18 protein-coding genes and 2 tRNA genes are annotated in these 20,553 nt (G+C 70.0%); 15 read left to right on the top strand and 5 right to left on the bottom strand.

The genetic code is table 11. The features are described from left to right. The first annotated feature begins 9 nt into the window (after nucleotides 1–9). From QZ258_RS00815 to QZ258_RS00805, 3 genes are all read left to right on the top strand, one after another. Complete coding sequence (locus QZ258_RS00815) at nucleotides 10–1,275, top strand: aspartate kinase (RefSeq protein ID WP_294178143.1); 1,266 nt, start codon at nucleotides 10–12, stop codon at nucleotides 1,273–1,275. A 94-nt stretch (nucleotides 1,276–1,369) separates the two neighbouring features. After that, the gene (locus QZ258_RS00810) at nucleotides 1,370–2,041 is read left to right on the top strand and encodes a LuxR C-terminal-related transcriptional regulator (RefSeq protein WP_294178142.1); all 672 of its coding nucleotides are present in this window, start codon (nucleotides 1,370–1,372) and stop codon (nucleotides 2,039–2,041) included. Continuing rightward, the gene (locus QZ258_RS00805) at nucleotides 2,042–2,710 is read left to right on the top strand and encodes a thymidine kinase (protein WP_294178141.1); all 669 of its coding nucleotides are present in this window, start codon (nucleotides 2,042–2,044) and stop codon (nucleotides 2,708–2,710) included. Nucleotides 2,711–2,780: 70 nt separating this feature from the next. Here QZ258_RS00805 and QZ258_RS00800 read toward each other — a convergent pair. The 3 genes from QZ258_RS00800 to QZ258_RS00790 form a co-directional block, all read right to left on the bottom strand. Beyond that, nucleotides 2,781–2,857: transfer RNA gene (locus QZ258_RS00800), tRNA-Pro, on the bottom strand. A gap of 29 nt (nucleotides 2,858–2,886) precedes the next feature. Next, nucleotides 2,887–3,855: a metallophosphoesterase gene (locus tag QZ258_RS00795; protein WP_294178139.1), complete on the bottom strand. Its 969-nt coding sequence runs from the start codon at nucleotides 3,853–3,855 to the stop codon at nucleotides 2,887–2,889. Next, nucleotides 3,852–6,419, bottom strand: a complete 2,568-nt coding sequence (locus QZ258_RS00790; RefSeq protein ID WP_294178137.1) for a transglycosylase domain-containing protein — start codon at nucleotides 6,417–6,419, stop codon at nucleotides 3,852–3,854. Before QZ258_RS00790 ends, QZ258_RS00795 begins: the two co-directional genes overlap by 4 nt. Nucleotides 6,420–6,472: 53 nt before the next feature. Here QZ258_RS00790 and QZ258_RS00785 point away from each other — a divergent pair, with 53 nt between their 5' ends. Then, the gene (locus QZ258_RS00785) at nucleotides 6,473–6,640 is read left to right on the top strand and encodes a hypothetical protein (RefSeq protein ID WP_294178135.1); all 168 of its coding nucleotides are present in this window, start codon (nucleotides 6,473–6,475) and stop codon (nucleotides 6,638–6,640) included. Next, nucleotides 6,637–7,098: a RidA family protein gene (locus QZ258_RS00780; RefSeq protein WP_294178134.1), complete on the top strand. Its 462-nt coding sequence runs from the start codon at nucleotides 6,637–6,639 to the stop codon at nucleotides 7,096–7,098. Before QZ258_RS00785 ends, QZ258_RS00780 begins: the two co-directional genes overlap by 4 nt. 41 nt (nucleotides 7,099–7,139) lie before the next feature. Here QZ258_RS00780 and acs read toward each other — a convergent pair whose 3' ends face one another. Further along, nucleotides 7,140–9,128 carry an acetate--CoA ligase gene (acs, locus tag QZ258_RS00775; protein ID WP_294178133.1) on the bottom strand — a complete coding sequence of 663 codons (1,989 nt, stop codon included), beginning with the start codon at nucleotides 9,126–9,128 and terminating at the stop codon, nucleotides 7,140–7,142. A 513-nt stretch (nucleotides 9,129–9,641) separates the two neighbouring features. On the opposite strand from acs, the gene QZ258_RS00770 reads away from it, so the two are divergent. The 5 genes from QZ258_RS00770 to QZ258_RS00750 all read left to right on the top strand — a co-directional run bounded on the left by QZ258_RS00770 (nucleotide 9,642) and on the right by QZ258_RS00750 (nucleotide 12,619). Next, nucleotides 9,642–10,664 (top strand): TadA family conjugal transfer-associated ATPase, encoded by a 1,023-nt coding sequence (locus QZ258_RS00770; RefSeq protein ID WP_294178131.1) that lies wholly within the window; start codon nucleotides 9,642–9,644, stop codon nucleotides 10,662–10,664. Further along, nucleotides 10,661–11,581: a type II secretion system F family protein gene (locus QZ258_RS00765; RefSeq protein WP_294178128.1), complete on the top strand. Its 921-nt coding sequence runs from the start codon at nucleotides 10,661–10,663 to the stop codon at nucleotides 11,579–11,581. The genes QZ258_RS00770 and QZ258_RS00765 overlap by 4 nt, the downstream gene beginning before the upstream one ends. Before the next feature lie 108 nt (nucleotides 11,582–11,689). After that, on the top strand, nucleotides 11,690–11,914 hold the full coding sequence (locus tag QZ258_RS00760) for a DUF4244 domain-containing protein (RefSeq protein WP_294178126.1): 225 nt from the start codon (nucleotides 11,690–11,692) through the stop codon (nucleotides 11,912–11,914). Further along, on the top strand, nucleotides 11,892–12,239 hold the full coding sequence (locus tag QZ258_RS00755) for a TadE family type IV pilus minor pilin (protein ID WP_294178124.1): 348 nt from the start codon (nucleotides 11,892–11,894) through the stop codon (nucleotides 12,237–12,239). The genes QZ258_RS00760 and QZ258_RS00755 overlap by 23 nt, the downstream gene beginning before the upstream one ends. Continuing rightward, complete coding sequence (locus QZ258_RS00750) at nucleotides 12,236–12,619, top strand: Rv3654c family TadE-like protein (RefSeq protein WP_294178122.1); 384 nt, start codon at nucleotides 12,236–12,238, stop codon at nucleotides 12,617–12,619. The genes QZ258_RS00755 and QZ258_RS00750 overlap by 4 nt, the downstream gene beginning before the upstream one ends. Here QZ258_RS00750 and QZ258_RS00745 read toward each other — a convergent pair. Then, complete coding sequence (locus tag QZ258_RS00745) at nucleotides 12,566–14,155, bottom strand: InlB B-repeat-containing protein (RefSeq protein WP_294178119.1); 1,590 nt, start codon at nucleotides 14,153–14,155, stop codon at nucleotides 12,566–12,568. The genes QZ258_RS00750 and QZ258_RS00745 overlap by 54 nt on opposite strands. 180 nt (nucleotides 14,156–14,335) lie before the next feature. On the opposite strand from QZ258_RS00745, the gene topA reads away from it, so the two are divergent. From topA to QZ258_RS00720, 5 genes are all read left to right on the top strand, one after another. Further along, nucleotides 14,336–17,074 carry a type I DNA topoisomerase gene (gene topA, locus QZ258_RS00740; RefSeq protein ID WP_294178117.1) on the top strand — a complete coding sequence of 913 codons (2,739 nt, stop codon included), beginning with the start codon at nucleotides 14,336–14,338 and terminating at the stop codon, nucleotides 17,072–17,074. A gap of 2 nt (nucleotides 17,075–17,076) precedes the next feature. Then, nucleotides 17,077–17,697, top strand: coding sequence for a dTMP kinase (gene tmk, locus QZ258_RS00735; RefSeq protein ID WP_294178115.1), 621 nt, complete (start codon nucleotides 17,077–17,079; stop codon nucleotides 17,695–17,697). A gap of 9 nt (nucleotides 17,698–17,706) precedes the next feature. Continuing rightward, nucleotides 17,707–18,846, top strand: a complete 1,140-nt coding sequence (locus QZ258_RS00730) for a DNA polymerase III subunit delta' (protein ID WP_294178113.1) — start codon at nucleotides 17,707–17,709, stop codon at nucleotides 18,844–18,846. Continuing rightward, the gene (locus tag QZ258_RS00725; protein WP_294178111.1) at nucleotides 18,843–20,375 is read left to right on the top strand and encodes an alpha/beta hydrolase; all 1,533 of its coding nucleotides are present in this window, start codon (nucleotides 18,843–18,845) and stop codon (nucleotides 20,373–20,375) included. Before QZ258_RS00730 ends, QZ258_RS00725 begins: the two co-directional genes overlap by 4 nt. A 67-nt stretch (nucleotides 20,376–20,442) precedes the next feature. Next, nucleotides 20,443–20,518 (top strand) — tRNA-Thr (locus QZ258_RS00720). Nucleotides 20,519–20,553 lie beyond the last annotated feature (35 nt).

Raw genomic sequence — 20,553 nt, 5'->3', positions numbered from 1 at the left:
GCCAATTCCGTGAGCCTCATCGTCCAGAAGTACGGCGGTTCGTCCGTCGCCGACGCCGAGAGCATCAAGCGGGTGGCCAAGCGCATCGTCGAGACGCGCAAGGCGGGCAACGAGGTCGTTGTCGCGGTGTCGGCGATGGGCGACACCACCGACGAGCTGATCGACCTGGCGCACGAGGTGGCGCCGATTCCCGAGCCGCGCGAGCTCGACATGCTGCTCACCACGGGCGAGCGCATTTCGATGGCGCTTTTGGCGATGGCGATCAAGAGCATGGGTTTCGAGGCGCGCTCCTACACGGGCAGCCAGGCCGGCATGATCACGGACTCCCGGCACGGCTCCGCCCGCATCGTCGATGTCACGCCGGGCCGCGTGCGCGAGGCGCTCGATGATGGCGCGATCGCGATCGTCGCGGGCTTCCAGGGTTTCAACCGCGACAGTCGCGACATCACGACGCTGGGCCGCGGCGGATCCGACACGACGGCGGTGGCGCTGGCGGCGGCGTTGAAGGCGGACGTCTGCGAGATCTACACCGACGTCGACGGTGTCTTCACGGCGGATCCGCGGGTGGTGCCGAAGGCGCACAAGATCGAGCACATCACGAGTGAAGAGATGTTGGAGCTGGCGGCGGCGGGGGCGAAGGTTCTGTACATTCGCGCGGTCGAGTACGCGCGGCGCCACGGGGTCACGCTGCACGTGCGCTCGTCGTTCAACAACAACGAGGGCACCTGGGTCGTCAACGGCAATAGAGGAGACACGATGGAAGAGCCTGTCATCACGGGAGTCGCGGGCGATCTGAGCGAGGCGAAGATCACCGTCGTGGGTGTGCCCGACGTGCCCGGCAAGGCGGCCGAGATTTTCACGATCGTGGCGCAGACCGGCGCCAACATCGACATGATCGTGCAGAACGTGTCGGCCGCCGCGACTGGCGTCACCGATATTTCGTTCACGCTGCCGAAGGCCGAGGGCGAGAAGGTGTTGACGGCGCTGCGTGTCGCCCAGGAGGGTGTCGGCTTCGAGTCGCTGCAGTACGACGACCAGATCGGCAAGCTCTCGGTCGTCGGCGCCGGCATGCGCACCAGCGCGGGTGTCTCGGCGCAGCTGTTCACCTCGCTGTCGGATGCGGGCATCAACATCGAGATGATCTCGACCTCCGAGATCCGCATCTCGGTCGTCACCCGCGCCGATACGCTCGCCGATGCGATGCGCATCGTGCACAACGCGTTCGGGCTTGACGGTGAGGTTGACGCCGTCGTGCACGCCGGCACCGGCCGATAGCATCGACCTCATTTCCGGACTTCGGCCGGAACATCGCGCGACCGACGCTCGCGCTGACGCGTCCCGTGAGCGCGTCGGCCTCTATGCTGAAAAGGTGACACCAGGCGAAACGCAGCCGGATGCGACCGACCTCTCCCGGCATCCGCGCGTTCCGACCCTCGGAATCGTCGCCGCGAATGCGGAGTTGCGTGCCGAACTCGAACAGGCCCTCGCCCGCGCCACCCTCGCCGACAGCGTCGCCGTCTCGGTCGGAACCTGGATGGAAACCGTCTCGCACGAAGCCTTCCCCACCCAAGCCGTCGTCTTCGATGCCGACGACGAAAGCGCCACCCCCTCCGTCGAGGCGCGCGTGCGCGCCAGCCGCGCCGCGAGTGCCCGCGTGATCGCCGTCACCCGCGACGTCGACGGCGCCGCCGCCGAGCGCTGGAAAGCTGCCGGTGCCGCCGACATCGTCACCCCCGAACAGCTCCCCGCCGCCGTGCACGCGCTCAGCGGTGTCGAGCCGGGGCGCGCCGCCGAATGGCACCAGAGCGCCCTGCAGCGCGCCCACCGGCCCAAGCTCAGCCCCGGCGAGACGCAGGCGCTCAAGCTCTACTGCTCCGGGCTCAGCACCATCGAGGTGGGGCGCGAGATGAACGTGCAATACGAAACGGCGAAAACCTACCTGCGGCGCGTGCGCGAAAAGTACGCCAAGGTGGGCCGGCCGGCCAGCAAAAAGATCGAACTCATCCGTCGGGCGACGGAAGACGGGATTCTGGAGGAGTAGATGGCGAAGCTCTACTTCCGCTACGGGGCGATGAACAGCGGCAAGAGCACCGCGCTCCTGCAGGCCGCCTACAACTATGAGGAGCGCGGGCAGCGGGTGCTGCTAGCCAAACCGGCGATCGACTCCAAAGGCGACAACTCGATCGTCTCCCGGCTCGGCGTGGCCCGCCCCGTCGACTTCACCATCGGGCCGAGCGCCGACCTCGCCGCGCTGTTCGTCGCCGAGCGCGCGCGCCTCATCCGCGAAAGCGGCCAAGACCTCAGCTGCCTCCTCGTCGACGAGGCGCAATTCCTCGACGAACAACAAGTGGATGACCTGCTGCGGATCGCCATCCAGCAAGACGTGCCGGTGCTCGCCTACGGCATCCGCACCGACTTCCAGACCGTCGCGTTCCCGGGCAGCCGCCGACTGCTCGAAGTCGCGCACTCGCTCGAAGAGCTCAAGACCATCTGCCGCTGCGGGCGCAAAGCCGTGTTCAACGCGCGCACCATCAACGGCGACTTCGTGTTCGACGGCGACCAGGTCGCCATCGAAGACGGCGCCGAAGTCGTCTACGAGTCGCTGTGCGGCGCGTGCTACCTCGACGAGAGCGGCGGCACCCTCAACCGCGGCTGGCGGCCCCGCATCGACTTCAGCTACACAAGCGGGCCCGACGCCGACTTCGCCTGAGCTGCGCCGTCCGCACGCACCGCATCCGGAGACGCGAAACGGCCGCCCTCTCGGACGGCCGTTTCGCATTTGGTCGGGGTAACAGGATTTGAACCTGCGGCCTCGTCGTCCCGAACGACGCGCGCTACCAAGCTGCGCCATACCCCGGTGATGCACTTACCGTGAACGGCAACCTGTCAAGGATAGCCGATTTCTGCGGGCATCTCGGTCAGCGTCAGCACAACCGCCTCCGGCGGGCACGCGAAGCGCACCGGTGCGTAGATCGACGTGCCGAGACCCGCCGACACGTTCAGCAGCGCCTCGCCGCGCGCGTGGTGCCAGACGCTCAGACCCTGCGCCTGCTCGCGCGGAATGTCGCAGTTGGTGACCAGCGCCGGCAGCCCCGGCACCCGCACCTGACCGCCGTGGGTGTGCCCCGCGAAGATCAGGGATGCCCCCTCCGTCACGAAGTCATCCAACACCCGCTGGTACGGGGCATGCGTCACGCCCACGGTCAGCGGCGGCAGCGCCACCCTCTCGGACCACTCCACGTTCTCGCGCACCGCCTCCAGGTTCGCGGGGATCGAACCGAGGTCATCCCAGCCGCGGTGCGCATCCGCCGTGCCCACGAACTCGAACGCGGTGCCCTTCAGCTCGATCGCGGCCGCCCGATTGTTCAGGTCGGACCACTCGTGGCCGTTGACGAACAGGCGCTCCAGCGCCGCCGTGTCGAGCTTCACGCCGTCGTTGTGCGACTTCGACGGCCCGCTGAAATAGCGGAACGGGTTCTTGATCGTCGGCCCGACGAAGTCGTTCGAGCCGTGCACGAACACGCCCGGCACCCCACGGAACGGCTCGAGGGCCTCCGCCACGGCCGGAAGCGCATCCGCGTGGCCCAGATTGTCTCCGGTGTTTACGATCAGGTCGGGCTCCACCCGCGCGAGCGAGCGCACGAAGTCGATCTTCGACCGCTGCCACGGCGCCAGGTGCAGGTCGCTCAGGTGCAGGATCGTGATCGGGCGCGAGCCAGATGCCAGGATCGGTAGCGTCTCCTCGCGCACTGTCCAGCGCACCCGTTCGACGAGAGCGCCGTAGGCGAATGCGGCGGCGCCGAGCGCCGCGGCGGCACCGATTCCGGCACCGACGCGGCGAAGCTCAGCACTCACGGGCAGGCGACTCTTCGCACCGTCAACGTCACGGTGTTGTTCTTGTTCAGGACCGAACCGGCTGCCGGATCTTGAGCGACCACGGTGCCGATCGAGGCGGGCGGGTCTCCGACCTCGGCGACGACACAGGCCTCCGCGACGTTCTCGAAGCCGGCATCAATCAACACCGTTTCTGCATCGGAGTAGTCGTAGCCCTGCGTCGAGACGTCGGGAACCACCGCCGACTTGCCGTTCGAGGTGTACACCTTCACCTCGGTGCCGCGCGGTTGCGAGGAGCCCTCACCCGGCGACACCTTCGCGACGACACCCTCAGGAAGGTCGGAGTCGACCTCGCCGGCGTCCGTGTAGCGCAGTTCGACGAGTTCGATCGCCGACTTCGCCGCCTCCGGCGTGCTGCCGATCAGTCCCTCGGGAACGGTCACCGGGTTGCCGGTCAACAGCGCCGGATCCGGGGAGGCGAAGGCCGAGCCGGGGTAGCGCTTGTCGATCTCGAGCGCGATCGGCTTGAAGATCGTGTGACGCAAAACGGCGGCCTGGATGCCGTTGATGTAGATGCTTCGCAGCGCCTGCGTGCCGACGATGTTGCCCACCCAGACCGCGGTCGCGACCTCGGTCGAGGTGCCGACCATCCAGGTGTGCACGGAGGCATCCGTCGTTCCGGTCTTGCCGATGTAGGGGGTGCCGTCGTACGGGTTCGAGGCCGCGGCGGTCCCTGTCATGACCGACGCCATCGCGTAGGCGGCCGTGTTGGCGACCTCCGGCGAGACGAGCGACTGGCCGCAGACCTGCGGCTGGCCCTGCAGCTCGGTGCCCGCCGGGTCGATCACGGTGTCGATGATGATCGGCTCGCAGTAGACGCCCTCGTTCGCGATCGCCGCATAGGCCGCGGCCTGCGTCAGCGGAGCGATGTTGTTCTCACAGCCACCGATCGCGCACGACGGGTTCGTCGCCAGGTCCGAACCGTCGGCGGCGCCGTCACCGCGGTGCACGCCGATCGAGGCGGCGAGCTCGGCAATGCGGGCCTGGTCGACATCGGCGGCCATCTGCATGAACACCGAGTTCACCGAGCCGGCGGTACCGCGCACCACCGTGTACGACCCCTTCTCACCGGCGTCGTTCTTCACCTTGAAGGTGGTGCCGCCGTAGGTGCCGCCGATGTTCGAGTCGAAGAACTCGGCGTAGTTGAACTCGGTGATGCTCGCGTCGAAGGCCTCGTTGACACCGTGCCCGGCGTCGAGGAAGGCGAGCAGAACGTACGGCTTGTAGGTCGACCCGGGCTGGAATCCACTTCCGCCACCGCCCGCGAGGTCGGTGTTGAAGTTGACCGCGGTGGTCGAATCGCCGCCGCCGTCCAGCGTGTTGTCGAAGGTCTTGTTCTGCGCCATCACGATGATGCGGCCGGTGTCCACCTCGATGCTCGACACCGCGGCGCCCAGCTCGAACCGATCCTCGTCCGGATCTGCGTACTTCTTCACCGTCGAGTTGGCGGTCGTCGCCAGGCTCGGGTTGATCGACAGCACGAGCGTGTAGCCGCCGCGCTTCCAGTTCTCCAGCCGCTCCTCCTCGGTGGTGCCGAGGCTTGCGAGAGTCTCCACCTGGCGCGTCGCGTAGTCGCACGCGAAGCGGTACTCGGTCTTCGCCGCGAGGCAGCCGTTCTTCGGAGCCGAGTAGTTGACGAACTCCTCATCGACCGGCGTCGCGATGGCCTCATCGCGCTCCTCCAGGGTGATGTAGCCCTCTTCGTGCATCGCCGTCAAGATCACGTCGCGGCGCTCCTGGTTGGCCGCATAGTTGTCGGGCGTCGCCAGGCTGCGCGCGTTCGGGTACTGCACGATCGCGATGAGGCTCGCCGCCTCCGCGATCGTCAGATCGCTCGCGTTCTTCGAGAAGTACTGCTCCGACGCCGCCTGCACGCCGTAGGTGTTGCCGCCGAAGCCGGCAATGTTCAGGTACCCGGTGAGGATCTCCTCCTTCGAGTACCGCTGCTCCAGCCCGATCGCGAGCTTCATCTCGCGCAACTTGCGGTCGATCGACGGGTCGAGCGCCTCCGCGATCAACTCGGTTTGCGTGTCGATGTCGTAATCGGGGTTGTTGACGATCTGCGTGACGATGATGTTGCGCACCGTCTGCATCGTCAGCGTCGAGGCGCCACCCGCATCCGCCCCGGTGGCCTGGCCGAGAGCGGCACGGATCACCGAAGGCATGTCGACGCCGCCGTGGTCGTAGAAGCGACGGTCCTCACCGGCGATCGCCGCCTGCGCGAGGTACGGGCTCATCTCGTCGAGGCTGATCTGCTCGCGGTTCTGGTAGAACACCGTCGCGATGTTCACCACGTCGCCGCTGTCGTTGATGGCGACGATCTGGTTCTGCTGCGACCCCTCATCGAGCTCGAGGTAGTCGGGCAGGCTGTCGAAGATGCCGATTGTGCTGCTCGCGGTGACACCGGTCACGGCGAGGGCAGGGGCGACCATCACGGTCACAAGCAGTCCGGCGAGCGCACTCAGGCCGAGCGTTCCGAAGATCGCACCGAGCACCCCGCCAGCCGTCAGATTCTGGGCAGGCATAGTCTTTAGGGTACGGGACGACTCCGAACTTCAAGCTGAACGGAAGCACATAAATGACCAGGTGGGAATACCTGACCACACCCCTCATGATCCACAACACCGCCGCGATCCTCAACAACTGGGGAGGCGAGGGCTGGGAACTGGTGCAGGTGGTGACCGGTCCCGAAGGCGGGCTCGTGGCCTACCTCAAGCGCCCGGTCGCCGCGGAGGCCTCCGCGTGAGCGCCGTTGCCGCCCGGCTGGCCGAGCTCGGCCTGACCCTTCCCGCCGTGGCGAAGCCCGTCGCGGCCTACATTCCCTCGATCGTGTCAGGCGACCTCGTCTACACGGCGGGGCAGCTGCCGTTCATCGACGGGGCGCTTCCCGCGACCGGCAAGGTCGGCGGCGAGGTCAGCCCCGAGGACGCGGCCGGCTACGCCCGCATCTGCGCGCTCAATGCGCTCGCCGCCGCCGAAGACGCGATCGGATCGCTGGACCGCGTGACGCGCGTCGTCAAGGCGGTCGTGTTCGTGGCATCCACCCCCGATTTCACCGGGCAGCCCGCCGTCGCCAACGGTGCGTCGCAGCTGCTCGGCGAGGTGTTCGGCGAGGCAGGCCAGCACGTGCGGAGCGCGGTCGGAGTGGCCGTGCTGCCGCTCGACTCGCCCGTCGAGGTGGAGCTGGTGCTCGAGTTCCACTAGGGCCTTCGGAGGGGTGCGCCTGAGGCAGCCCTCCGAGGTGCTCAGTCGCCGGAGGCGCCGCTCAGCTTGTCCGAGATGATCTGCATCACGCTTGTGTCGGCGAGCGTCGTCGTGTCGCCGATGTCGCGCCCCTCCGCCACGTCGCGCAGCAGGCGCCGCATGATCTTGCCCGAGCGGGTCTTCGGCAGCTCGGCCACGATGTAGATGTCGCGCGGGCGGGCGATCGCGCCGATCTGCTGGGCGACGTGCGAACGCAGCAGTACCGGGGCATCCACCGCCATCTCGTCGGCGAACTCCTGCCGCAGAATCACGAACGCCACCACGGCCTGGCCGGTGGTCTCATCCGACGCGCCGACCACGGCCGCCTCGGCGACCGAGGGATGCGCGACCAGCGCCGACTCGATCTCGGCGGTCGAGAGGCGGTGCCCCGACACGTTCATGACGTCGTCGACGCGTCCGAGTAGCCAGACGTCGCCGTCCTCGTCGTAGTGTGCGCCGTCGCCGGCGAAGTACATCGGCCCGCCCTCGACGTCGGCGAACTTCGACCAGTACGTCTCCTGGAACCGCTCCGGGTCACCCCAGATCCCGCGCAGCATCGCCGGCCACGGCTCGGTCGCCACCAGCAGTCCACCATTGCCGTGCGCAACGGGCGTGCCGTCGTCGTCGAGGATGCCGATCGAGACACCCGGAATCGGCACCTGCGCGCTTCCCGGTTTCAGGGACGTGATCCCGGGCAGCGCGCTCACCATGATCGCGCCGGTCTCGGTCTGCCACCAGGTGTCCACGATGGGGGCGCTGCCGCCGCCGATCACGTCGCGGTACCAGATCCACGCCTCCGGGTTGATGGGTTCGCCGACGCTGCCCAGCACGCGAACGCTCGACAGGTCGAAGCGGTCCGGGATTTCGCGCCCCAGCTTCATGAATGAGCGGATCGCGGTGGGCGCCGTGTAGAAGATCGACACCTTGTACTTTTCGATCAGCTCCCACCAGCGGCCGGGGTGCGGCGTGTCGGGGGTGCCCTCGTACATGACCTGCGTGGCGCCGTTGGCGAGCGGGCCGTAGACGACGTAGCTGTGCCCGGTGACCCAGCCGACGTCGGCGGTGCACCAGTACACGTCGGTCTCGGGGTGCAGGTCGAACACGTTCTTGTGCGTGTACGCGACCTGGGTCAGGTAGCCGCCGCTGGTGTGCAGGATGCCCTTCGGCTTGCCGGTGGTGCCCGAGGTGTAGAGGATGAACAGCGGGTTCTCGGCCTCGAAGCCTTGCGGCTCGTGCTCGTCGCTCGCGGCGCCGAGGGCGTCGTGCCACCAGATGTCGCGGCCGTTCGTCCAGTCGACCTCGTTCTCGCCGCGACGCACCACCAGCACGTGCTGCACGGTGCTCGGGTTGCCGTCGATGGCGTCGGCGGCCAGCGCCGTGTCGACGGTGCCTTTCAGCCCGAAGACGCGGCCCTTCCGCCAGCCACCGTCGGCGGTGATGACGAGCTTCGCCTCCGCGTCGTCGATGCGGGCGCGGAGGCTCTCGGCGCTGAACCCGCCGAACACGACGGAGTGCACGGCACCGAGACGCGCGACCGCGAGCATGGCGATGACCGCCTCCGGGATGACCGGCAGATAGATCGCGACACGGTCGCCCTGGCCGATGCCAAGGGCTTCGAGCGCGTTGGCGGCGCGCTTCACCTCGGTGGTGAGTTCGGCGTAGGTGAGGGTGCGCGTGTCCCCCGGTTCGCCTTCCCAGTGAATGGCGACGCGATCCCCGTTGCCGGCGGCAACGTGGCGGTCCAGGCAGTTCTCGGCGACGTTGAGTCGGCCGTCACCGAACCAGCGCGCGAAGGGCGGGTTCGACCAGTCGAGGGTCTCGGTGAACGGGGTCTGCCAGTGCACGAGCTGCCGGGACTGCTCGGCCCAGAAGCCGAGGCGGTCCGCGGCTGCGGCCTCGGCAAGCTCGGTCGAGGCCACCGCGTTCTGAGCGAACTCGGGGCTCGGGGCGAACCGGCGGTTCTCGTGCATCAGGCTGTCAATCGAATTCATGGACGTCGTTATCCTCGCTCGACCCGCGACCGTGCCTGTCGGTCGCGCGAAAATGGGTAGGGAATCCGACGATCCTAGCGGGCGCGGTTTTCGGCGCGGGGCGGCGTGTGACCCCGTGTTTCGGCGGGTGAGCGTTTACCGGGCACCGCGCGCGACCCGACGGGCACGAACACCAGCAATTTCTCGGCGAATGTCCGTTGCGGTGTCCTCCTTTTGGAGTACACTCAAGCCATCCGGGTGAAAGCCCGGCATGCGGCGCACAAGATTCCCCCCAATCCTGCGTTGCTGTGGCGGCGCCCGTTCCCCCCAATGGGCGCCGCCCCTCTGTTTAAGCGTGTCTCCGCACTCGGTGGCGCAGTCGCGGGGCCGCCCGCATTGTCGCGCGAGTTTCCAGCTCCAGCTCCAGCTCCCGCTCCCGCGCGTCGGTTCGTTCCCCGTCGGGATGGCGACCGCCGACTCACAGCGCGCGGTGGCGCGCTCAGGCGGCGACGCATCCCACGCGAAGGTGATCGTGTGGATGCGTGGGCGGGCGAGCAGGTGGGGCCGTTCGTCGCGCGTCCGAGCAGAGCCGCGACGGATCGCGGCCTCGCGAGCCCGGCACGAACGGCGGCCGACGCATCCGTGTGGGGTCCGTTGGCGGGCGTGCTCGAGCCGGAGGTGACCGACCTCTTCGTGAATCCCGACGGCAGCGTGTGGGTCGACCGTGGCACGGGCGCCGAGGCGATTCCGGGGCTCGTGCTGGCCCCGCGCGAGGCGCGCGAGCTCGCGGTTCGCCTGTTGGCGCGCGGGGACCGTCACGTCGACGAGGCGACCCCGTGCGCCGACGTGGCGCTCGACGACACCTTGCGCGTGCACGCCGTGCTGCCGCCGATCAGTGGGGGCGGTGCCGTGCTCTCGATCCGGCAGGCGCGTCCCGAGCGCTGGAGTCTCGCCCAGCTCGCCGAGCGCGGCGTTGTCGATCCCGCGGGCCTCGAGCGGCTACGCGAGTTGGTGGCGCGCCGCGCCAATCTGCTCGTCACCGGCGCCGCGGGCACCGGCAAGACGACGCTCCTGGCCGCGCTGCTGGCGGAGGCTCCCGCGACCGAGCGCCTCGTCGTGCTCGAGGATGTCGCCGAGTTGCGGGTGGCACATCCGCATGTCGTCGCGCTGTCGGCGCGACAGCCGAACCTGGAGGGCCGCGGGGCGGTCGGGCTGGATCGGCTGGTGCGCGAGGCGCTGCGGATGCGTCCGGATCGTCTGATTGTCGGCGAGTGCCGCGGTGCCGAACTGCGCGAGCTGCTCACGGCGCTGAACACCGGGCACGACGGCGGCGCGGGCACGCTGCACGCCAACTCGCTCGCCGACGTGCCAGCGCGCCTGGAGGCGCTCGGTGCGGTCGCCGGTCTCGGGCCGACGGCGCTCGCGCGGCAGGCGGTGAGCGCGTTCGACGCGGTCATCCACGTGGCGCGCGGGGGCGTCGATGTACCCCGACGCGTGGAGTCGTTCGGGCGCCTGCGGCTCGGTGCGCGCGACCGGCTGGCGGTGGAGGAGTGGTGAGCGAGCCCGGCGCCGCGCTGGATGCGCAGGCCGAGCTGGTGGAGCGCCTCGCGGTGCTGGTGGAGGCCGGCCTGTCGCCGGTCGCCGCGTGGCGTGAGCTCGCCGCCGACGGCCCCGGTTCGGTCGCGGCGGTCGTCGCCGAGCTGGTCGTGGCGGGCGGGGCGGATGCGATCCCCGACCGCGTGCTCGGCGCCCTCGACGCGCGCCCCGTCGGTGACCACGACGGCCTGCGCGCGCTCGCCGCCGTGTGGCGGGTCGCGACCGCGGCGGGTGCCCCGCTCGCGCCAACCCTCGCGCGTCTGGCGGCGGTGCTGCGTGATCTTGCGCAGGGGGAACGGGAGATCGAGACCGCGCTCGCCGGCCCCCGTGCCACCTCGCGCCTCGTGCTCGCGCTCCCGCCGCTCGGGTTGCTGCTCGGCGGGCTGCTTGGTATCGACGTGCTCGGCGCACTGTTCGGCAGCGTGCTCGGCGGGGCCTGCCTGGTGCTCGGCGTGAGCTTGCTGGTGCTCGCCGTGCGCTGGAATCGGCGACTGCGGCGCCGGGCCTCGGCGCGCGAGCCGGCCCCAGGGCTCGCCCTCGACCTGCTCGCGGTGGCACTCGCCGGGGGAGCGCCGCCGACGCGCGCACGGCAGTACGTCGTCGATGCGCTTTCCGAGGCGCACCTGCCCGCGGATGCGGCAGAGCTCGATCGGCAGCTCGCCTTCGCGACCCGGGCCGGCATCCCCGTCGGGGAGTTGGCCCGCAGCGCCGCCGTCGCGGAGCGCCGCCGAGCCCGTGCCGCCGGCGCCCGTCGCGCCGCCGAGTTCGAGACCCGGCTCGTGCTGCCGCTCGGGTTGTGCGTGCTCCCGGCGTTCGTGGTGCTCGGCGTGGCGCCGGTCGGCATCGCGATCGTCTCCTCCACCGCGTTGCTCGGCTAGCGCGGGTGCGCCGGGCGGCCGGGATGCGGTCTCGACGCCCCTCCGGTCGGCAAGGCTCGACCTGTTCGTGCCGCCAACACGCCCCCGGGCGATACGGAAGGAACGATCATGTCAACGACTCGCACGAACTTCTCGCCGACTCCGGGGAGGGGGCTCGCCGCGCGCGGGCGCGCCCTCCGCGACGACGAGCGGGGTGCCGCGACCGCCGAGTACGCGATCACGATCATGGCGGCGGTCGGCTTCGCCGGCCTGCTCGTGGTGATTCTGCGCTCGGGTGAGGTGCAGCAGATCCTCACCGACCTGGTGCGCAATGCGCTCACGGTGGCGGGCTGACCGCGGCAGCGTCGTCGCCGAGTTCGCGATCGCGCTGCCGGCGATCCTGTTCGTCTTTCTCGCGCTGATGGCGGGCATCCAGCTCGGCAGTGCCGCGGTGCGGTTGAGCGATGCGGCGGCGGATGCGGCCCGCGGCTTCGCGCGCGGCGAGGCGTCGTCGGTCGTCGCCGCGCACCTGGCGGTGCAGGTGCCGGGCGCGACGCTGGCGCGGCGCGACGACGGCGGGCTGGTGTGCGCCGAGCTGTCGCTCACGCCGAGCGGCGTGGGCGGGCTGCTCGGTGTTCGGCTGGAGGCGCGCAGCTGCGCGCTCGCGGGTGGGCTGTGAGAGCGTCCGCGGTCGGCGCGGGCGCGACGTCGAGCGGTGATCGCGCCGGGGCGCGGGAGACGGGCTCGGGCTCGGTTCTCGGCCTCGCGCTGCTCGGCGCCCTCGTCGCGCTCGCGCTTGCGGCCGTCGCGCTCGGGGGTGCGCTCGTCGAGCGTCAGCGCGTGATCGGCGCGGCCGACAACGCGGCGCTCGCCGCGGCCGACGCCGCGCGCGGGATCGTGCCCGGATCGCCGTGCCTCGTCGCCGAGCAGGTCACCGCCGCCAACCGGACGGAGCTGCGCTCGTGCGAGGTCGACGGCTACATCGTCACCGTCGAGGCGGCGGCGTCACTCGGCGGTGTTGTCGTCCGCGCTCGCGCGACGGCGGGCCCGCCCCCATGACACGGCGAGCAGCACGCCGCCCAGCAACAGGATCGCCGCGCCGCCCACGAGAGGCCACGCGTCGACGCCGGTGGCGGCGAGCACCGCATCCCAGGTGGCGGTCAGGGTGATCGGCTCCGTGACGAGGGCGGCGAAGTCGTAGGGCTCCCCATCCAGGGTCCACCCGGCGAACTCGTAGCCCTCGCGCGTGGGGTCGGCGGGCGCGGCGGGAGCCTCGCCGTCATTGACCGTCGTGCTCGCCAGGGTGCTGCCGCCCGCGGTGTCGAAGGTGACCAGGTAGTGGAACTGGACGATGATCTGACCGCCCGCACCGACAGTTCCGGTGACGGCCGAGTAGCCGACCCCGGCGGGCGTCGTCGAGTTGCTGATCGAGGACGCTCTCGGCGCCCCGCCGTCGGTGGCGGCACCCGCATCCGGGGTGCCCTGGATGTCGATTGTGCTGGCGGTGCCCCAATTGCCGGCCCCGATGCCGGCCGCGTCGTCGCCGCCGGTCGCCGTGACGCGGCCGCCCGTGATGGTGACCGGGCTGCCGTCGCTGTTGTACCCGCCGCCGATCCCGGCTGCGCCGTTGCCGCCGGTCGCGGTGACGCGGCCGCCCTGGATCGTGGTCGTGCCGGCATCACCGCCCATGTCGCCGCTCCCGATTCCCGCCGACCGGTATCCGCCGGTCGCCGCCACGGTGCCGGCGCTGATGGTGGTGGTCCCGCCCGTGCCGGTGGAGCCGCCCCCGATGCCGGCCGCGTAATCGCCGCCGGTGGCGGTGACGTCGCCGCCCGTGATGTCTGTGGTGCCACCGCCGTTCTCGTTGCCGCCGCCGATGCCCGCTCCGTAGTGCCCACCCTCGGCGGTGACGGTTCCGCCGGTGATGGTGGTCGTGCCGCCGGCGCCCTCGTCGCCGCCGCCGATTCCCGCCCCGTAGCCGCCACTGGTGGCGGTGACGGTGCCGCCGGCAATCGTCGTGGTGCCGCCATTCCCGCTCTCGCCGCCGCCGATCCCTGCGCCGAGAAAACCACCCGTGGCGGTGGTGGTGCCGCCGCTGAGAGTGATGACGCCGCCATCGCCGCCATCGCCGCCGCCGATCCCCGCCCCGCTGGATCCGCCGGTGGCGTCGATCGTGCCGCCGGTGATGGTGACGGATCCGCCATCGCCGCCATTGCCGCCGCCGATTCCCGCGGCGTACGTGGCACCCTGGGCGGTCAGGGCCCCGCCGCCGGTCGCGTTGATGGTGAGTGTCGACGTGTCGGGGACGCCGATGGCGGCGTCGGAGATCGCGGGGTCCGCGATCGTGAGCGTGTGGCCGTTCAGGTCGAGGGTGATCGACTCGCCAGCCTCGACGACCAGGGATTCACCGGTCGGCGCGGTGATGTCGGCGCCGAGAACGACGGTGTCGCCGTCGACGGCGAACGCGGCCTGCAGGTCGCCCCAGGTGGTGACGGTGACGGTCGCGGCCGAGGCGGGGGTGGCCGTAAGCAGGGCGAACGGGAGGGCGAGCGCGGCGGCGAGGGCGGCCCGGCGCGCGATGATCGAGTGGATCACGGGCGATCTCCGGAGTCCCGGATGTGAGGGGCACCGCATCCGCTGAGGTTCCCTCGACCGTAGCAGGAAACGACACCTATATAAGGAGCAGCCGCGAACGAGCGTTCACCTCCGGCCGTGCGGCGCGAAGCAGAGCCTCGGCGCGAATGTGTATGGTGTGCCTCGGACGGAAGGAGTCCGGTGTCAGACAGCAGGAAGCTTGTCATCGTCGAGTCGCCCGCAAAGGCGAAGACGATCGCGCAGTACCTCGGCGATGGGTATGAGGTACAGGCCTCGGTCGGTCACATCCGTGACCTGATCGAGCCCAAGAACCTGCCGCCAGAGCTCAAGAAGGGGTCGCTCGGCAAGTTTTCGATCGACGTCGAGGGCGGATTCCTTCCCTACTACGTGGTCAGTGACGCCAAGAAGCGCACCGTCACCGAACTCAAAAAGGCCCTCAAGGACGCCGACGAGCTCTACCTCGCCACTGATGAAGACCGCGAAGGGGAGGCGATCGCCTGGCACCTGCTCGAGGTGCTGAAGCCGAAGGTCCCCGTCAAGCGCATGGTCTTCCACGAGATCACCAAGGACGCGATCGAGGCGGCGCGCAACAACCCGCGCGAACTCGACACCGCCCTGGTCGACGCGCAGGAGACCCGCCGCATCCTCGACCGGCTGTTCGGGTTCGAGATCTCGCCGGTGCTGTGGCGCAAGGTCGGGCCGGGGCTCTCGGCCGGGCGCGTGCAGTCCGCCGCGACGCGACTCGTGGTCGACCGCGAGCGCGAGCGACTCGCCTTCATCTCCGCCTCCTACTGGGACCTCATCGCGGGGCTCGCGCCGGGCGCCGATGCCGACCAGGCCGGCAAGAAGTTCGACGCGCGCCTCGCGCGCCTCGACGGTCGCCGCGTCGCCAGCGGTCGCGACTTCACCGACCTCGGCGTGCTGAAGGGCGACGCGGTCGCCCTCGACGAGAAGGCCGCCGAGGCGCTCTCGGCCGCTCTCACGAAGGACGACGCGCGGTTCACCGTGCTCCGCGTCGAGTCCAAGCCCTACACGCGTCGCCCCGCCGCGCCGTTCACCACCTCGACGCTGCAGCAGGAGGCCGGCCGCAAGCTGCGCTTCACCGCGCGTCAGACCATGTCGGTCGCGCAGAGTCTCTACGAAAACGGCTACATCACCTACATGCGTACCGACTCGCCGGCGCTCTCGCAGCAGGCGATCCAGGCGGCGCGCGCTCAGGCCTCCGAACTGTACGGTGCCGACTCGATTCCCGAAAAGCCGCGCGTCTACACCGGCAAGTCGAAGAACGCGCAAGAAGCCCACGAGGCGGTGCGCCCCTCGGGGGATGTGTTCCGCACGCCGTCGGAGCTGGCCAGCACCTTGCGCGGCAACGACTTCAAGCTCTACGACCTGATCTGGAAGCGCACCGTCGCCTCGCAGATGGCGGATGCCCGCGGCCAGACCGCGACCGTCACCATCGAAGGCCGACCGGCGGATGCCGCCGAGGCGGGCGCGACCGCCGCCGAGTTCACCGCCTCCGGCACCGTCATCACCTTCCGCGGCTTCCTCGCCGCCTACGAGGAGGGCCGTGACGAGGAGCGCGACGACGCCGAGGCCGCCGCCGAGCGCGAGACGACGTTGCCGCCGATGACCGAAGGTCAGGTGCTCACCCTCGCCGAGCTCGAGGCGAAAGGCCACGAGACCAGCCCGCCCGCGCGCTACACCGAGGCGAGCCTCGTCAAGAAACTCGAAGAGCTCGGCATCGGTCGCCCGTCGACCTACGCGAGCATCATCTCGACCATCATCGATCGCGGCTACATCAGCCCGCGCGGCAGCGCGCTGGTGCCGAACTGGATCGCCTTCAGCGTCGTGCGGCTGCTGGAGGAGAACTTCGGCGAACTCGTCGAATACGACTTCACCGCCGAGATGGAAGAAGACCTCGACCGGATCGCCGGCGGCGAGCAGGATCGCGTCGAGTGGCTGAAGGCCTTCTACTTCGGCGGGGGAGAGCACCGCGGTTTGCGCGACACCGTCGAAAACCTCGGCGAGATCGACGCGCGCGAGATCAACTCGGTGCGGATCTCCGACGACATCACGCTGCGCATCGGCAAGTACGGCCCGTACCTGGAGGTTCCGGCCGCCGAAGGCGAGACGCCGCGCCGGGTCAACGTGCCGGAAGAGCTGGCCCCCGACGAACTGACGGCCGAAAAGGCGCAAGAGCTGATCGACGCGCCCGTGGTGGGCGACCGCGAACTCGGGGTGAACCCGGAGACCGGCAAGATGATCGTCGCCAAGGACGGCCGCTACGGCCCCTACGTGACCGAGCTGGAGCCGGAGCCGCCCGCCGAGGAGCCCGTCGTCGACCCGGCCACGGGCGAAGTGCTCGAAGCCAAGCCCAAGGCCAAGAAGAAGGCCGCCGCGCCGAAGCCGCGCACCGCATCCCTGTTCAAAGACATGGATCCGATGACCGTCGACCTCGAGACCGCGCTCAAGCTGCTGTCGCTGCCGCGCGTCGTGGGGCAGGACCCCGAGACGGGCGTCGACATCACCGCGCAGAACGGGCGCTACGGCCCGTACCTGAAGAAGGGCACCGACAGTCGGTCGCTCGAGAGCGAAGAGCAGATCTTCACGATCGAGATGCCGGCCGTGCTGGAGATCTTCGCGCAGCCGAAGTACGGCGCCCGGCGCCCCTCCAGCGCGCTCAAGGAGTTCGAGGCGGACCCGGTCAGCGGCAAGCTCATCAAGGTGCGCGACGGTCGCTTCGGCCCCTACGTCACCGACGGCGAGACCAACGCGACCATCCCGCGCGGCGAAGACGTCGAGGCGGTCGACTTCGACCGCGCCGTGCAGCTTCTCGCCGACAAGCGGGCGAAGGGTCCGGCCAAGAAGCCGGCCAAGCGCGCGCCGGCGAAGCGCGCCCCGGCGAAGAAAAAGAGCTAGCGGTGCGCGGGCTCTTCCTCACCTTCGAAGGTGGCGACGGATCCGGCAAGTCGACGCAGGCCGCGATCCTGGAGGAGCACCTCGTCGGGCTCGGCCGCGAGGTCGTGCGCACGCGCGAACCCGGCGGCACCGACCTCGGCGTCGAATTGCGCGAGATCGTGTTGCACCGGCGCGGCGAGATGGAGCCGCGCGCCGAGGCGCTGATCTACGCGGCCGACCGCGCGCACCACATCGCGACGCTCGTGCGTCCGGCGCTCGAGCGCGGCGCGATCGTGCTGCAGGATCGCTACCTCGACTCCTCGGTCGCCTACCAGGGCGCCGGGCGGGTGCTCGATGCGACGGAGGTGCGCGAGCTGTCGCTCTGGGCGACCGGCGGGCTGCTGCCCGATGTGACGGTGCTGCTCGACCTCGACGAGACGCTCGGGCGTGAGCGGCTCGACAGCTCCCGCACGCGCTACGACCGGCTCGAGGCGGAGGCCAGCGACTTCCACGCACGCGTGCGCGCCGCCTACCTGGAGCTCGCCGCGGCGGAACCCGAGCGCTTCCTCGTGCTCGATGCGACGCGCCCGGTCGACGAACTCGCCGCGGGAATCCGCGACCGAGTGTCGGCCCTCCTCGACTAGCGTGGAGTCGTGTTTGACGAGGTGACGGGCCAGCCCGAGGCGATCGCGACCGTGCGCGCCGCGGCCGCGGGGGACGGCCTCGCCCACTCCTGGCTGATCACCGGCCCGCCCGGCTCCGGTCGTTCCACGCTCGCCTACGCGTTCGCCGCGGCGCTCCTGGCCCGGCCCGGCGACGAAGAGGCGACGGTGGCGCAGGTGGCGGCGCGCACGCATCCCGACCTCGCCGTGCTCGCCACCGAGAACGTCATCATCAAGATCGACGACGTGCGCCGTCTCGTCACGGCGAGCCAGTTCTCGCCCTCGGCCGGTCGCTACCGCGTGATGATCATCGAAGACGCCGACCGGATGACCGAGCGCACCTCCAACGTGCTGCTGAAGGCCCTCGAGGAGCCGCCCCCACGCACCATCTGGATTCTCTGCGCCCCGAGCGAAGCCGACCTGCTGCCCACGGTGCGTTCGCGCGTGCGCATGCTGCGGTTGCGGGTGCCGACGATCGAGGAGGTCGCCGAACTGCTGGAGCGGCGCGACGGGGTCTCGCGCCCGGACGCGCTGCGCGCGGCGCGCGAGGCGCAATCCCACATCGGCATGGCGCACCGCCTCGCGACCAGCGATGAGGCACGACGCCGCCGCGCCCGCACGCTCGAGGTGGCCCTCGGCATCCGCTCCGTCTCGGGGGCGGTGCTCGCCGCGACCGAACTGCTCGACGTCGCCAAGGCCGACGCAGAGGCGATCACCACCGAGCGCGACGCCGAAGAGCGCGAACAGGCGCTGCGCTCCCTCGGCATCGAGCCCGGGGGCACCGTGCCGCCGGGGCTGCGCGCCCAGCTCAAGGCGCTCGACGAGGACCAGAAGCGCCGCGCGACGCGCAGCCTGCGCGACGGGATCGACCGCATCCTCGTCGACCTGCAGTCGCTGTATCGCGACGTGCTGCTGCGCCAACTCGGCGCCGAACTCGAGCCGGTCAACCTGGCGATCTTTGCCGAGGTGGACCGCGCCGCGAGCGAGGCGACGCCCGCCGAGACGCTCGCCACCCTCGACGCGATCGCCGAGGCCCGGCACCGCATCGAGGGCAACGTCGCGCCCGCGCTCGCGTTGGAAGCCATGCTGGTGAGCGCCGTGCGCGCGCCCCGGTCAGAGAGGATCGCATGACCCGCCACCGTTCCCCGTGGGTTGCCGCGCTCGCGCTGGCGACCGCCGCCGCACTGACCGGATGCGTCAGCTGGTTCCAGCCGCCGTCGCCCGAGGTCACCTCGACGCCGACCCTCGAAGACGTCTCGGCCGAGCTCATCCCGTACTACCACCAGGTACTCACCTGGGAGTCCTGCGGCACCGGCATGCAGTGCACCACCGCGATGGCGCCGCTGGACTGGAACGACCCGGCGCGCGACTCGATCGAGCTCGCGCTCATCCGGCAGCCGGCCACCGGCACCAAGCTCGGCTCGCTGCTGATCAACCCGGGAGGCCCGGGTGGATCGGGCTACGAGTTCGTGCGCGACAGCATCGACTACGCCACCAGCGCGCGACTGCAGTCCAGCTACGACATCGTCGGCTTCGACCCGCGGGGAGTGGGGAACTCCTCGGCGGTGGACTGCTACGACGACCCGGCCGAGTTGGACGAGTACAACTACGGCATCATCCCCGGCGTCGAAGGCAGTGACGAGTGGATCGCCGCCGTCCGCGCCGACAACGCCGCCTGGGGCCAGGCCTGCCTCGAACACACCGGGGCGCTGCTGGAGTTCGTCGACACGACGAGCGCCGCGCGCGACCTCGACCTGCTGCGCGCCGTGCTCGGCGACACCAAGCTCAACTACCTCGGCTACTCCTACGGCACCTTCCTCGGCGCCAGCTTCGCCGAGCTCTACGCCGACACGGCGGGGCGGCTCGTGCTCGACGGTGCCGTCGATCCCGCGACGAGCGAATTCGAGGTGACCCTCACGCAGGCCGTCGGCTTCGAGAGCGCCTTCCGCGCCTACCTCACCGACTGCGTGCAGCGCGCCGACTGTCCGTTCGGCGGAACCGTCGACTCGGCGATGGCCTCCACCGGTGAACTGCTCGACCTGCTCGTCGCCAGCCCGCTCCTCCACAGCGACGGACGACAGCTGGGCGCCGACACGATGTTCATCGCGATCATCCTCCCGCTCTACAGCCAAGAGAACTGGCCCTACCTCGACGTCCTGTTCTCCGAGGTCTTCCAGGGCTTCACCGACACGGCGTTCCTGCTCGCCGACAGCTACAACGAGCGGAACCCCGACGGCAGCTACGCCTCCAACTCGACGGAGGCGTTCACGGCCATCAACTGCCTCGACTACCCGAGCGAGAGCGACGTCGCCACGATGCGCGAACAGGCCGCCGAACTGCAGGCCGCCGCGCCGATCTTCGGGCCGCGGATGTCGTACGGCGGAACCGGCTGCGCCGACTGGCCGTTCCCGTCGACGCGCGAGCGCGGCGAGATCACCGCGCCCGGCTCGCCCGACATCCTCGTGATCGGCACCACCAACGACCCCGCGACGCCGTACATCTGGGCGCAGAACATGGCGAACCAGCTCGTGAACGGACACCTCATCACCTACAACGGCGAGGGACACACCGCGTACAACAAGTCGAACTCGTGCGTGAACGACGCCGTCGACGACTTCTTCATCGACGGAACGGTGCCGTCGAGCGACCCGAACTGCTGAGCGTTTCACGGGCTCGGCGGGATCGACTATGATCGTCAATCGTGCCGTTCGCATCGCGAGCGGTTCGGCCGCCTTAGCTCAGTTGGTAGAGCGATTCACTCGTAATGAATAGGTCGTCAGTTCGATTCTGACAGGTGGCTCCACTTCTTGCATCGTCGCCCCCAGTCCGGGGGCAAAC

Origin of the sequence: uncultured Schumannella sp., from assembly GCF_905479755.1 — a bacterium.
Taxonomy (GTDB): Bacteria; Actinomycetota; Actinomycetes; order Actinomycetales; family Microbacteriaceae; genus DCRR01.
Note: the sequence above shows the minus strand (reverse complement) of the source record. Positions and strands in the feature narration are given on the sequence as shown.

Bases quoted from the DNA above. Each gene is read 5' to 3' on its own strand.
- QZ258_RS00725 (WP_294178111.1), top strand. From the start codon at position 18,843: ATGACCCGCCACCGTTCCCCGTGGGTTGCCGCGCTCGCGCTGGCGACC.
- QZ258_RS00755 (WP_294178124.1), top strand. From the start codon at position 11,892: ATGCGCTCACGGTGGCGGGCTGACCGCGGCAGCGTCGTCGCCGAGTTC.
- QZ258_RS00785 (WP_294178135.1), top strand. From the start codon at position 6,473: ATGACCAGGTGGGAATACCTGACCACACCCCTCATGATCCACAACACC.
- acs (WP_294178133.1), bottom strand. From the start codon at position 9,128: ATGAATTCGATTGACAGCCTGATGCACGAGAACCGCCGGTTCGCCCCG.
- QZ258_RS00805 (WP_294178141.1), top strand. From the start codon at position 2,042: ATGGCGAAGCTCTACTTCCGCTACGGGGCGATGAACAGCGGCAAGAGC.
- QZ258_RS00760 (WP_294178126.1), top strand. From the start codon at position 11,690: ATGTCAACGACTCGCACGAACTTCTCGCCGACTCCGGGGAGGGGGCTC.
- QZ258_RS00790 (WP_294178137.1), bottom strand. From the start codon at position 6,419: ATGCCTGCCCAGAATCTGACGGCTGGCGGGGTGCTCGGTGCGATCTTC.